Raw genomic sequence first — 13349 nt, 5'->3', positions numbered from 1 at the left:
ACCGAGCCGTCACCCACGACCGAGCCGTCACCCACGACCGAGCCGTCACCCACGACCGAGCCGTCACCCACGACCGAGCCGTCACCCACGGTCACCCCCTCGCCGACGGCGGCGCCGACGCTGCCGTCCCCCACGCCCTCCGCGACGCTTGCGGTCCCCTCGGCGCCGCGCGCCGTCCACCTCACCCCAGGGGTACGCCGGATCACCGTCACCTGGGACGCCCCCGGATCCGACGGCGGGTCGCCGGTCACCGGCTACACCGCCCGCGCCTACCGGGTGGCTGCCGGCGGCACCCCGGTGGCCACCTGCCAGGCCACCGGAGGCCGCGCGTGGTGCGTGCTCACCGGCCTGGCCGGAGGCGTGCGGCACCACGTCACGGTGTCCGCGGTCAATGCCGCGGGGAAGGGTCCGGAGCAGGCGCTCCGCCCGGCCGCCACCACCTGGACCGTGGCGGGCCGGCCCCGGTCGGTCGCCGCGAAGTCGGCCGGCCGGAAGGTCACGGTGACCTGGAAGGCGCCCGCCACCACCGGTGGCACGGCGATCACCGGTTACCGCGCGGAGCTGACCGGGCCCGGCACGCCGGTCCGCTGCACCGCCCCGGCCACCGGCCGCGCCTGCACCGTCAAAGGTCTCAAGACCGGCAGGACCTTCACGGTACGGGTGACCGCCGTGAACGCCGCCGGCGTCTCGTCCCCGTCGGCGGCCGTCAAGGTCAAAGTCCGCGGCTGAACCAGGAGCGACGTCATGGGAATCAGGTACGGCACCGCCGCCGCAGCAGCCGCGCTCGTCGTGGCGCTGACCCCGGCACCGGCCCGGGCCGGCGGCAAACCGGTCGCCGCCACCGGCAAGGCCTGCACGGTCATCGGCACCGTCGGCAACGACCGGCTGATCGGCACGCACGGATACGACGTGATCTGCGGCCTCGGCGGCGACGACGTGATCAAGGGCGGCGGCGGCAAGGACGTCGTCGACGGCGGTGACGGCGACGACGACATCGACGGTGAGGACGGCGCCGACACCGTGATCGGCGGTCCCGGCGTGGACACCGTCAAGGGTGGCAACGGCAACGACCAGGTCCGCGGCGGCGCCGACGCCGACGATGTCGACGGCGGTGAGGGGGCCGACCTGGCCGACGGCGGTGACGGCGACGACACCGTCGGCGGCGGGGCCACCGAGACCGACCCGGCCACCGGCGGGGACCGGGTGATCGGCGGTCCCGGCGCCGACACCCTAACCGGCGGGCCGGGCGCGGACACGCTCAAGGGCGGCGACGGCGACGACACCGTCGACGGCGGCGCCGGCAACGACGTGGCCGGTGGCGACGGCGACAGCGACACCGTCGGCGGCGGGGACGGCAGCGACCGTCTCGACGGCGGCGACGGCACCGACACCCTGGACGGCGGCGGCGGCAGCGACGGCGTCAACGGTGGTGGTGGCGACGACACCCTCGCCGGCGGGGCCGGCGACGACACGGTCCGCGGCGGGGACGGCGCCGACCAGGCCACCGGCGGCGACGGCAACGACCGGCTCAGCGGCGGCGGCGGCAACGACGTCATCGGCGGCGGTGTCGGTGACGACACCGTGGACGGCGGTGGCGGCGACGACACGGTCGCCGGTGGGGACGGCAGCGACACCCTGATCGGCGGCGACGGCAACGACGCGATGGACGGCGGCGGCGGTGACGACGCGATGGACGGCGGTGTCGGAGACGACCGGATGGACGGCGGCGCCGGCAACGACGACGTGGAGGGCGGCCCCGGCCTCAACGCCTGTGTGCCCGACGACAGCGACCTCGGCGAGGACAAGTGCACCGACCGGCACTCGCCGCGCGTCGACGTCTCCTCCCTGGAGTGGACCGCCGAGCCGGCGGTGAGCAACGACGAGGACGTGGAGGTCCGGTTGCGGGCCCACGTCACCGACGACCGCAGCGGTGTGACGGGCATGAGCGTGTCCTTCCAGAACCCGGAGGCGGAGGGGCCCGGCTTCTACCTGAGCGGTTCCACGATGGTCGGCGGCGCGATGCACGACGGGATCATCGAGCTCACCGGCACGCTGCCGAGGCAGTCGGTCCTCGGCGACTGGAGGATCTCGAGCATCTATCTGGACGACCGGGTGTACCGGAACTCGAGCTACCAGATCGCGGCGGACGGCTCCTACTCGCTTCACACCAGCGTGAACGGCTCGGTCGAGGCGAGCGATCGGTTCGCCGTCACCCCGCTGACCGTGCGCGGGGAGATCTTCGACCGGCAGCGGCCGGAGCCGGTCGCCGCCGGGGCCGCCTGGCAGACGCCGACCACCCTGGAGAACAGCACGGACCAGACCGCCACGCTGCGGATCGGCGCCACCGACGACCTGTCCGGGGTGACCTCGGTCGGCGCGCGGCTGGCCAGTCCCGACCCGCGTGACCCGTCGGTCTACCTGTACGGCGGCCTGCACTCCGGCACGCCCACCGACGGCGTCTTCGAGATCAGCGGCACGGTGCCGGCCTTCACCCGGCCCGGTGAGTGGAAGGTCGATTCGGTGTGGGCCTACGACCGTACCGGCCGGTCCGGGCAGATCTGGGCCGGGCAGGTGGAGTCCGGCTGGATCCCGTCGCTGACCGTCACCGGCGCGCAGGCCGACCTCGAAGCCCCGACGATCGACATGACCTGGGGCGAGTACGTGGGGCCCACCACCGCCGACAACAGCGCCGACCGTGAGGTGCGGCTCAAGGTCCGGGCCGCCGACGACGTCAGCGGCGTGCAGAGCATCTCGGTCGGCTACTGCACCACCGGCGCCAACTCCTACCTGAACTCGACCGGGCCCGGCGTGGACGGGGTCTGGGAGCTGAGCGGCATACTGCGGGCCACCACGACACCGGGCCAGTGGAAGGTCTGCAACATCACCGTCTACGACAAGGCCAACCGGTCCCGGAGCTACCAGGTGGACGCGAACGACGACTACACCGAGAGCAGTGGCCAGGACACCGGCCGCTCCGGCATCCCGAAGTTCACGCTCACCCTGCCCGGCGCCTGACCGCCGTGCCCGGTGCGGAGCCCGCGTTTGGCGGTCTCCGCACCGGGCAACGTCCACAGGTATGCCTGGACGTGACGAACTCCCCGACACCCTCAAGAGGTCGCCGAAGAAGGCGCAGGACACCTTCGTCAAGACCCACGACTCCGCCGTCGAGCAGTACGGCGAGGGTGAACGTGCCCACCGCACCGCCTTCTCCGCGGTCAAACACTCCTTCGAGAAGGTCGGCGACCACTGGGAGCCCAAGGAGAAGAAGGGTCCCAGCGACGCCAAGGCGGCCGGCGGCCGGGACACCAGGGCCGCGACCGCGGGCGGCGTCGACGCCAACGCGAGCAAGAAGCACCTGATGGACGTGGCCCGCCGCCTCGACGTCCCCGGCCGTTCGACGATGACGAAGCCGGAGCTGGTCGAGGCCATCCAGAAGGCCAACGCCCGGCAGACCCGCCGCGCGCGAGGCTGACACCGGCCCGTTCGCCGCTCGTGGGCGCGGCGGATCGCGCAGGATCCGGTGATGCGTACCGCTCTGGCCTCGCTCGTCACCGGGGTCCTGCTGTTGATGCCCGTTCCCGCCTCGGCCGCGGCTTCTCTCCCCGCGACCGCGGGCCCGTCGGCCACGGCCCTCATTGCCGGGACCGCGGACCCGTTGGCCACGGCGCTGGACCGGGTCCTCGCCGACGGCCGGCTGTCCGGCGCGACGGTCGCCGTCGACGTCCGCGACACCGCAGGCACGGTCCTCTACCAGCGTGATGCCGGTCGGCGGGTACTGCCCGCCTCCAACCAGAAGCTGCTGACCGCGGCCGCCGCACTCGAAGTCCTCGGTCCCGGGTACCGGTTCCGCACCACGGTCCGGGCCCGCGGCGGCGACCTGCACCTGCAGGGCACCGGCGACCCCACGATGACCTACGCCCGGTACGACCGGCTCGCCGCCGCCGTGGCCCGCGGCGCGACGCGACGGTTCCCGGGCCGGCTGATCGCCGACGACACCTGGTTCGACCGGGTGCCGCTCGGGCTGGACTGGTCCTGGGAGGACGAGCCGTACGGCTACAGCGCCCCGGTCTCCGCGCTCACCTTCGCCGCGAACGACCGGTTCGACGCCGCCGCCGTGGAGCTCCGCTACCGGGGCGTGGCCGGCGGCCGGCCGGTGCTGACGGTGTGGCCGCCCGGCGCCGGGGTGCGCCTGCTCGACCGGACCGTCACCGGCGCTACCGACACCGTCACGGCGGTCCGCGCCCACGGCACCGGCACGATCGTGGTGGCCGGGTCGGTGCCGGCCGGACGGCAGGGCGCCGCGCTGGTGTCCGTGCCCGACCCGGCGGCGACCGCGGCCCGCCTGTTCCGGGCGGCGCTGCGGCGACACGGGGTGACGGTCTCCGGTCGTACGATCAAGGGCTCCACACCCCCGGACGCCCGCGTCCTGACCGCCCAGACCTCGCCGCCGCTCACCGAGATCCTGCCGTCGTTCCTCAAACTCTCCAACAACGGCCACGCTGAACTGCTGGTCAAGGCGATGTCCCGGGCTTCCGTGCCGACGCGGCCGGGCAGTTGGCCGACCGGTCTGACCGCCGCCGTCACCGCCCTGCGCCGCCTCGGCGTCGACACCCGGCTGCTCACCATGGGTGACGGGTCGGGGCTGAGCCGCCGCAACTGGCTCACCGCCCGCCAGGTGACCACCCTGCTGCTGGCGGCTCGCCGCCGCCCGTGGTTCCCGGCGTTCCACGCCGCGCTGCCGCTGGCCGGCGACCCCGATCCGATGATCGGCGGCACCCTGCGCAACCGGCTGCGCGGCACCGCGGCCGCCGGCAACCTCCGCGCCAAGACGGGCACCCTGACCGGCGTCGACGCCCTCTCCGGTTACCTCACCGACGCCGGTGGCCGCCGGCTGGTCTTCGCCGCCGTCGTCAACGGCTCCCCCGCCCCGGCCACCGCCGTCCTCGACGGCCTGGCGGTCGCCCTGGCTCAGTCCGGGACGCGGGCGGTGACGACGAGGGCGCGGTGGGTCCAGCCGAGGGTCTCGTAGAGGGCGCGGCCGGCGTCGGTGGCCAGCAGCAGACCGCGCGACAGGCCGGCTTCGGCCCCGTGGCTCTGCAGGGCGGTCATCACCGCGGTGCCCAGACCGCGGCGGCGATGGTCCGGTGACGTCTCGACGCGGTCGACGATGCCGAAACCGCCGCCGGGGGCGAGGTACGCGGTCGCGGCCACGTCGCCGGACGTGTGGTGCGCGGCGGCCTTGACCACCGGGCCGTCAGTGGTGATCTCGATGCGGTAGCCGTCCGGGGTCTCGACCTCGGCGGGCCGGAGGACCGTGGTCATCAGATGACCGTCCTCGTCGATCACCCACTGATCGGGCAGGGCGGCGCGCAGGTCGTCCCGGGTGCCGACCACCTTGATCCAGCCGCCGGGACGCGGCTCGATGGCGGCCAGCCGGTCCGCGTCCCAGGTGTGCAGGATGTGCCGTTCGCTGTGGCCGGGCAGGTTGACCTCGGCGTACCAGCCGCCCGGCACCGGCACCGGCGGGCCGCCGCCCCGCGAGGTCGTCCAGCCGAGACCCCAGGCCATCACCAGCGCCGGAACATCAACTTCGAGATCGACAGTCACAATCGCGCAAGGGTACGGGTGAGCCAGTCCCGTTCGGCACGCGAGGTGGCCCGGGCGATCTCGAACATGCCCTGGCGGAACGGGTCGTCGACGTCGGCGGACGTCAGGCGCTGCCCGCCCCGGCTGAAGAATGTGGCGGGCGTCTCCAGGGAGTCCAGCCGCCACCCGGACGCCGATGCGGCTCGCCCTGATCGCCGGCGGGCTGCCGCTGGCCCTCGACCCGCTGCTGATCTACGGGGCCGGATGGGGCGTGACCGGGGCGCCGACGCCGACCACGACCGGACGGGCGGTCGCCCTCGAGGCCGGCGTCGTGCTGCGGCGGCGGCGCGGATACCGGGGAAGCGGCGGCGGGGCGGTGCGGGCGGTGGCCGTCACCGGCGCGCCGATCGCGGGGACTTCCTGCTGCGGATGGGCGGGGCCCTGGCGGTGGTCGCGGTGGTCCGCCGGACCGGTGATGCGCCGGCGATCGGCGATCGCATGCCGCCCGCCGGTCATGAGCGCCGGCGTCACGCTGCCCGAGCGTCGTGCCGGCCGGGCAGCGTGCGGTTCAGCCTCCTCGTCAAGGGCGACGGGACGCTCGGGGTGACACCGCGATTGCATCGGACGACCTGGAAGTACGGGAGCCGAACGTCACGAGACGATGATGATCGTGAATTCCTGATGTCCGAACACGAGAGATCGATTCCGGCGTGTATCGCGGTCAGTAGCTGGTCCAGGTCCCGGGCCTCCCCTCCGGCGCCGTCAGCGTTCCGGCCGCCTCGTACCGCAGCAGGTGCCGCCTCGGGTCCCGTCGATCGCACCGCCGTGCCGCCACAGCGGCCGTCCGTGACCGTAGCGGAGCCGAACATCGATAATGGCGCGCGTGGCTCTCTACTCCCGGTACAACAGCGCCGTGCACACCGTCTTCGCGGTCGTCTTCGGGGCGGGCGCGCTCGCGTCCGCGGTCGCCGCGTTCGTGCCGGATCGTGCCACCCTGGCGCCGCGGCTCGCGATCGCCGTGCTCGCCGCGCTGGCCTGTGCGGCGTTCCTGCGGATGAGCCGGCTGCGGGTGGTGCTGCACGACGATCACGTGGAACTGGTCAACCCGCTGCGGACCCACCGGATCCGGTGGGCCGACATCAGCGCCGTCGAGGCGTTCGTGCGCTCCGGCTGGCGGGTGCGGGTGTGGACCGGGAGCCGGGCCCGGCTCGCCTTCGGCCTGTCCCAGTACAGCAGGTACACCCCGGCACGCCTCGACGACGACGTCGATCAGCACGCCCCCGGATGGCTCCGCGACGGATACCACGAACTGGTGGCGTGCTGGCGGCGGCATCAGTCGTCAGGGGCGCCCGGACGGTAGAGCGCGGGCCCGCTCCAGAGGGGCGGTCAGCGCCGCGGCGGCCGCCGCGGCCGGGAGGGGTATGACACTTCCGGGCCGCGCCGGTCGTAGGGTGGGGCGGTGACCCGACCTCTGCTGGCCGTCGACGCCCCCAGCCTGTACTTCCGCGCGTTCCACGGGATTCCGGAGAAGGCGGCGCAGACCGCGGCCGGGGAGCCGGTCAACGCGATCCGCGGCTTCCTCGACATGCTGGCGCAGTTGATCCGCACCCGGCGGCCGGACCGGCTGGTCTGCGCGCTGGACGCGGACTGGCGGCCGGCGTGGCGGGTCGAGCTGGTGCCGTCGTACAAGGAGCACCGGGTGGCCCACGGCGACGTGGAGGAGGTGCCGGCGTCGCTGGAGAAGCAGGTGCCGGTGCTGCTGGAGACCCTCGCCGCGATCGGCATCCCGGCGTTCGGGGTGCCGGGTTACGAGGCCGACGACGTGCTCGGCACGCTCGCGGCGGGGCAGCCCGCGCCGGTCGAGGTGGTCTCCGGCGACCGTGACCTGTTCCAGCTGGTCGACGACGCCCGCGGCACCCGGCTGCTCTACTGCGGGCGCGGCGTGGCCAAGCTGGAGGACGCCGACGAGGCCCTGGTGATGGCGAAGTACGGGGTGGAGGCCCGCTGGTACGCGGACTTCGCCGCGATGCGCGGCGACCCGAGCGACGGTCTGCCGGGTGTCGCCGGTGTCGGTGAGAAGACGGCGGCGCGCCTGATCGAGCGGTACGGCGGGGTCGAACAGATCCTGGCCGCCCTCGACGACCCGGAGTCGGGGTTCGCGCCGGGCGTGCGCACCAAGCTGGACGTCTCCCGTGACTACCTGGCCAAGGCCCTGCCGGTCTGCCGGGTCGCCACCGACGTGCCGCTGCCGGACTTCGACCCGGCGCTGCCGCGGGCCCCTCGCGACCCGGATGCCCTGCTCGCCCTGGCCGAACGCTGGAACCTGGCCGGTTCGGCTCGCCGCCTGGTGGACGCCCTCGCCGGGTGACAATTCGGGTGCGGCTGCGGACCGGTGCTCAGAACGGCGCCGGAAACCCCGATACGGCGGTTCGGTAACCCCGGAACCTCCGATCGGAGTACGCATTGTCGACGCGAGCCGTGCAAGCGTGCTTCGGCGCTTGGATCCTGGCCGTGGCCGGTGTCTATTACGCCGTGCCGGACCAGCATCTCTACACCTGGGCAGCGCTCGGGTACTCGTGCGCCGCCGCGGTGCTCGTCGGTGTCCGGCTGAACAAGCCGTCCCGTCGCCTGCCGTGGTACCTGATCAGCGCCTCGATCGCCCTGTTCACCACCGGTGACAGCTATTACAACCTGCTGCTGGCGACCGGCGGCGAGCCCGGTTTCCCGGGTCTCGCCGACTGCTTCTACCTGGTGTTCTACCCGATGTTGACGGCCGGTCTGCTGATGCTGATCCGGGCCCGGGACGGCGGTGACGCCAACCGGGCGGCGCTGTTGGACGCGCTGGTGCCGACCGTCGGCCTGGGTCTGCTCGCCTGGGTGTACTGGATCGCGCCGTTCACCCGCGCCGACCACCTGTCGCTGCTGGAGAAGCTGGTCTCGATCGGCTACCCGCTCGGTGACGTGCTGGTGCTGGCGATGATCCTGCGGATGCTGACCGGCTCCGGCAAGCGCCTCGGCACGGTGGCCGTTTTCGGCATCGCCATGGTCGGGCTGCTGATCTCGGACGTCTTCTACGGCCAGTCGCAGCTCAACCAGGCGTGGGCGCTCGGCGGCCCGGTCGACCTGGGCTGGATCGTCTTCTACTCGTCGATGGGGTACGCGGCGCTCAAACCCTCGATGCGGGCGCTGTCCGAGCCGGTCGAGCCGGACCGTGCGGCCGTGGGCGGCCATCGGCTGTTCTGGCTCAGCTCGGCGGCGCTGATCGCCCCGGCGGTGCTCGCCGTCGAGTTCGTTCAGGGCCGGGAGGCGGAGATCGCGCGTGGTGGCGTGGTCGACGCGCCGGTGATCGCGGCCGCCGCGGCGGTGATGTTCCTGCTGGTCCTGGCCCGGGTGGCGGACCTGGCGACGGCGCAGCGGCAGGCGGTCGCCCGGGAGCGGGCGATGCGCGAGGCCGGCTCGCTGCTGTTCGCGGCGGCGACCGAGGAGGACGTGTCCAAGGCCGCTCGGGAGGCGGTCGACCGGCTCCTGCCGACCGACCAGCCGTACCACCTGGAGTTGCCGGCCCCGGTGCCCGGCGCCGTCGGCGACCGGGCGCAGGCCCGCCTGATCGCTGCCGCCGAACTGCCCGCGGGCATGTCGTCCGGCGGTTTCCGCAACGTCCTCTATGCCACCCAGCCGCTGCCCGACGGCCGGTCCGCGGTCGTGATCGTCGGCGCGAACGACGTGGTGCTGCGCCGGCTGCAGCCGGCGTTCGAAACGCTCGGCGAGCAGATCGCCGTGGTGCTGGAGCGGATCGTGCTGACCGCCGAGGTGAGCCGCCGTGAGGGCGAGGCCTGGTTCCGTACGCTGATCCAGAGCGCCGCCGACGTCATCCTGATCCTCGACCCGAACGGCGCCATCCGGTACGCGACCCCGTCCGCGGAGTCGCTGTTCGGCGCCGACCCGACCGGCGTCCCCCTGGCCCGGCTGATCGCCGCCGAGTCGCAGGACACGCTCCGTGAGATCCTCTACCGGGTGCGGTCCGGCGCCGGTGACCTCGACGACATCGAGCTGACCGCGATCCGGGCCGGTGGCCGCCGGGTCGACGTCGAGTTCGATCTGCGCGACCTGCGCAACGACCCCACGGTGGCCGGCCTGGTCGTGACGCTGCGCGACGTGACGCAGCGGCGCAGCCTCGAGAAGGACCTCACCCACCAGGCGTTCCACGACTCACTGACCGGGCTCGCCAACCGGGTGCTCTTCAAGGACCGGCTGGAACAGGCGTTCTGCGTGGCCGAACGGGACGGCGCCACCCTCGGGGTCCTCTTCGTGGACCTGGACGACTTCAAGGAGGTCAACGACACCCTCGGGCACGCCGTCGGCGACCAGCTGCTGCTCACCGTGGCGCAGCGGATCTCCGCGGTGACCGGCGCCGGCAGCACCGCGGCGCGGATGGGCGGTGACGAGTTCGCCGTGCTGGTCGAGCAGAGCGACAGCGTCGACGCGGCGGAGAAGATGGCGGCACGGCTGGTGGAGCAGCTGTCGGGGCCGGTCGAGGTGGTCGACGCCGCCGGTGTCACCCATGTGGTCAGCGGCAACTGCAGCGTCGGTGTCGCCACCAACCGGGACGCCGAGAACGCCACCGAGCTGCTGCGCCACGCCGATCTGGCGCTGTACCTGGCCAAGGGCAACGGCAAGGGCGGCTGGCAGCGGTACCAGAGTGACCTGCACACCGCGATGATGGAGCGGCTGGAGATGCGTACGGCCCTGCACGAGGCGATCGAGCAGGAGCAGTTCGTGTGCCAGTACCAGCCGATCGTGGAACTGGCCGACCAGCGGGTCACCGGCGTGGAGGCGCTGGTCCGGTGGCAGCACCCGGTCCGCGGGCTGCTCGGGCCGTTCCACTTCGTGGAGGCGGCCGAGGAGAGCGGCGCGATCGTCGGGATCGGCTCGTGGGTGCTGCGGGAGGCGCTGCGGCAGTTCGCACAGTGGCGTGCCGACGACCCGGAGACCACGCTGCGTTACGTCAGCGTGAACGTGTCGGCCCGGCAGTTCCGCAACGCGGACTTCGCCGAGCAGGTGCGCCAGGCCCTGGCCGAGACCGGTGCACGGCCCGAGTGGCTGCTGCTGGAGATCACCGAGAGCCTGGTGCTGCGGGACGCCGACAAGGTCCTGGCGGACCTCAAGGCGCTGCGGGCGCTGGGGGTGCGGATCGCGATCGACGATTTCGGTACGGGCTACTCGTCCCTGAGCTACCTGCGGCAGATGCCGGTGGACGTACTGAAGGTGGACAAGTCGTTCATCGACGACATCCTGCACAGCCGGCAGCAGCACGCCCTGGTCGACGCGATCGTCACCCTGTCGCACAACCTCGACCTCGCCGTCGTCGCCGAAGGCATCGAGGAGGCCGCCCAGCGTGCCGCCCTCGACGCCATGGGCTGCCAGTACGGCCAGGGCTACCACTTCGCCAAGCCGCTCTGGCCCGCCGACATCCCGGCCCTGGCCGTCCGGCCCGAACCGCATCCGGCGATGCAGACCGTGTGACCGGTGTGGGGAGTCCGGCCGTCCGGCACGCCCGCACTCCCCACACTGACGGAACCCGACAGCGAAGCGGGCGGGTGGTTCGCCCGTTATCTACTGGCGCGAACGGCGCGTTGCAGGCAGGGTCGAGGTTGTGTTGAACAACCCTGTGTGGGCCGCCCTCACCGGGCCGCAGGCGTGTTTCGCCGAGGCCGCGGGCAACGCCGCCCGATACCTGCCCGAGATCGCCCCGTTCGCCGCGCTGAGCGACCCAGCCGACCCGGAGGCCTGGCGTGACCTGGCCACCATCACCGACTACGCCGTGCTGACCGGCCCGTCCCTCACCCCGCACGCCGGGTGGGAGCAGGTCGAGGTCACGCCCGGCGTGCAGATGGCCGGCCAGAGCATGTCCGGCGTCGAGGACCCCGAGGCCGTCGTCCTCACCGAGAAGGACGTGCCCGAGATGCTCGACCTGGTCGAGCGCGCCCAGCCCGGCCCGTTCCTGAAACGGACCGTGGACCTGGGCCGCTACCTGGGCATCCGGGACGCCGACGGCCGCCTCATCGCGATGGCCGGGGAACGATTCCGGCTGCCCGGCTGGACCGAGGTGAGCGCCGTCTGCACCGACCCGGCATGGCGCGGCAAGGGTCTCGGTGCCCGGCTCACCCTGGCGGTGGCGCACGGCATCCTGGCCCGCGGCGAGCTGCCGTTCCTGCACGCCCTCCACGACAACGCGAACGCCATCCGCCTCTACGGCAGGCTCGGCTTCACCCACAGCGCCGACGTCATCTTCGCTGCCTATCGGCTGAGCTAGCTGGCTGGGCTAGCTGGCTGGGCTAGCTGGCTTCGCTTCGCTCCGCGGCAAAATGCCTGGTAACCGGTGTCGAGGCGGGCGATTTTCCGCCACCCAGAACCCCACTGGGCGTCGGAAAATCACTCGCCTCGACACCGGCGGCATTTTGCGGGCAGTTCTGTGGCCAGGGGCGCACTGAAGACAATGGGGTCATGGGCGAGGCGGCGGTTCATGGCCGTGGCCGTGGCCTGTGGGTGGGTCAGAGCTGGCCGTGGTTGGGGGGTAGTTGGTCGGCGAGGTCGTAAGCGGCGATGTGGGCGTACTTCCAGTCCATCGGATCGTGGACGCTGTGGGTGCGGGCGTTGCGCCAGTGCCGGTCCAGGTCGTACTTCGCGGCGGCCGAGCTGGTGCCGCAGAGCGTGAACAGCTCCGACCCGGCCTCGACCGCGATCTCGCTGGCGAAGGCCTTCGCCGCGGCGACGGCGAGCGATCCGCGTGCGGCGGCCTCCGCGTCGGCCGGGATCAAACCCACTTCCTCGAGGGTACGGGCGGCCGACTCCAGCAGCGCCTCAGCAGCCCGGACCCGGCTGACCAGACGCCCGTACCGGTGCCGCACGTGCGGGTCGTCGGCCGCTGCCGCCGCGCCGTGCCGCACCGCCTCGCTCGACGGCCGTGCCTTCTCCCGCAGGAACCAGCGGGCGTCCCGCAGTGCCGCCCCCGCGATGCCCACCTCGATCGCCGTGTGCACCAGCTGCGCCCGCGCGCCGAGTTGCTGCGGCACCTGGTAGGCGCCCGCGTAGTCGATCCGCAGCCCCGGCTCCACCGCCACCCGGGTGAACGTCGCCGTGCCGCTGATCGTCGCCCGCTGCCCGACCACGTCCCAGTCGGTGTCCACCGCCACGCCGTCGGCGTCGCGCGGCACCAGCGCCAGCACCAGCCGGCCGTCCTCGTCGAGCGCGCTGACCGCGATCCACGCGCTGGTCAGAGCACCTGTCGTGTAGTACTTCACGCCGTCCAGCAGTCCGCCGCTGATCCGCGTCCGCAGATCCTGGGCGTGTTTGCCGCCGCGTTCGGCGAGGGCGTTGCCGAGCCGCCGGCCGGCCGGCACCTCACCGAAGATCCGTTTGCGGGCCTCGTCGCCGCCGTGCACCGCGATCACGTCGATCATCAGGAAGTGCCCCTGCGGCACCTGGGCGATCGCCGGATCGGCGGCGGCGATGATCCGGATCACCTCGGCGAGCGTGCGCGGGCCCAGGCCGGGCCCGCCGTCGGTGGCCGGAATCGTGATGCCGAGCAGGCCGGAGGCGTCGAGGGCGGCGAGCGCCTCGGCCGGGACGACGTCCGCGCCGTCCCGGTCCCGCTGGATCGCCCCGGGTTCGAGGAGACCGGCGAGGGCACGGGCGGCGGCGAGCGCCTCGTCATGTGTCTGGGGTACGGCCATCCGCTGATCCTATGACCCCTCAAGTAGCGG

The 13349-nt window shown here is 73.0% G+C and carries 11 protein-coding genes; 8 read left to right on the top strand and 3 right to left on the bottom strand.

The genetic code is table 11. The annotated features are described in order from the left end of the window. The 4 genes from Aut01nite_RS01785 to dacB all read left to right on the top strand — a co-directional run. Positions 1–729 (top strand): fibronectin type III domain-containing protein (locus Aut01nite_RS01785; protein WP_204037399.1); only part of this gene is annotated, 729 nt, incomplete at its 5' end. Positions 730–744: 15 nt separating this feature from the next. Beyond that, on the top strand, positions 745–3015 hold the full coding sequence (locus Aut01nite_RS01780) for a calcium-binding protein (protein WP_204037397.1): 2271 nt from the start codon (positions 745–747) through the stop codon (positions 3013–3015). A 61-nt stretch (positions 3016–3076) separates the two neighbouring features. Further along, complete coding sequence (locus tag Aut01nite_RS01775; RefSeq protein ID WP_043524812.1) at positions 3077–3472, top strand: ChaB family protein; 396 nt, start codon at positions 3077–3079, stop codon at positions 3470–3472. Positions 3473–3523: 51 nt separating this feature from the next. After that, complete coding sequence (gene dacB / locus Aut01nite_RS01770; RefSeq protein ID WP_052163661.1) at positions 3524–5029, top strand: D-alanyl-D-alanine carboxypeptidase/D-alanyl-D-alanine endopeptidase; 1506 nt, start codon at positions 3524–3526, stop codon at positions 5027–5029. On the opposite strand, the gene Aut01nite_RS01765 is transcribed toward dacB, so the two are convergent. Together Aut01nite_RS01765 and Aut01nite_RS01760 are read right to left on the bottom strand one after the other, a co-directional pair. Then, positions 4969–5607 carry a GNAT family N-acetyltransferase gene (locus tag Aut01nite_RS01765; protein WP_152628672.1) on the bottom strand — a complete coding sequence of 213 codons (639 nt, stop codon included), beginning with the start codon at positions 5605–5607 and terminating at the stop codon, positions 4969–4971. The genes dacB and Aut01nite_RS01765 overlap by 61 nt on opposite strands. A gap of 231 nt (positions 5608–5838) precedes the next feature. After that, positions 5839–6117: a hypothetical protein gene (locus Aut01nite_RS01760; protein ID WP_043524816.1), complete on the bottom strand. Its 279-nt coding sequence runs from the start codon at positions 6115–6117 to the stop codon at positions 5839–5841. Positions 6118–6469: 352 nt separating this feature from the next. Here Aut01nite_RS01760 and Aut01nite_RS01755 point away from each other — a divergent pair, with 352 nt between their 5' ends. The 4 genes from Aut01nite_RS01755 to Aut01nite_RS01740 all read left to right on the top strand — a co-directional run bounded on the left by Aut01nite_RS01755 (position 6470) and on the right by Aut01nite_RS01740 (position 11899). After that, on the top strand, positions 6470–6946 hold the full coding sequence (locus Aut01nite_RS01755; RefSeq protein ID WP_043524817.1) for a PH domain-containing protein: 477 nt from the start codon (positions 6470–6472) through the stop codon (positions 6944–6946). Between the two features lie 99 nt (positions 6947–7045). Further along, positions 7046–7954, top strand: coding sequence for a 5'-3' exonuclease (locus Aut01nite_RS01750; protein WP_043524819.1), 909 nt, complete (start codon positions 7046–7048; stop codon positions 7952–7954). A gap of 143 nt (positions 7955–8097) precedes the next feature. Then, entirely contained in the window at positions 8098–11109 is a 3012-nt protein-coding gene (locus Aut01nite_RS01745; protein ID WP_236642681.1) for a putative bifunctional diguanylate cyclase/phosphodiesterase, read from the top strand. A 130-nt stretch (positions 11110–11239) separates the two neighbouring features. Then, entirely contained in the window at positions 11240–11899 is a 660-nt protein-coding gene (locus tag Aut01nite_RS01740) for a GNAT family N-acetyltransferase (protein ID WP_043524821.1), read from the top strand. 238 nt (positions 11900–12137) lie between these two features. Here the strand turns inward: Aut01nite_RS01740 and Aut01nite_RS01735 are convergent, their stop codons facing one another. Next, positions 12138–13319: an acyl-CoA dehydrogenase family protein gene (locus tag Aut01nite_RS01735; RefSeq protein WP_043524822.1), complete on the bottom strand. Its 1182-nt coding sequence runs from the start codon at positions 13317–13319 to the stop codon at positions 12138–12140. Positions 13320–13349 lie beyond the last annotated feature (30 nt).

The sequence above is a fragment of the Actinoplanes utahensis genome (assembly GCF_016862455.1).
In the GTDB taxonomy this organism is placed as follows: domain Bacteria; phylum Actinomycetota; class Actinomycetes; order Mycobacteriales; family Micromonosporaceae; genus Actinoplanes; species Actinoplanes utahensis.
This window is presented reverse-complemented; position numbering and strand designations above follow the sequence as displayed.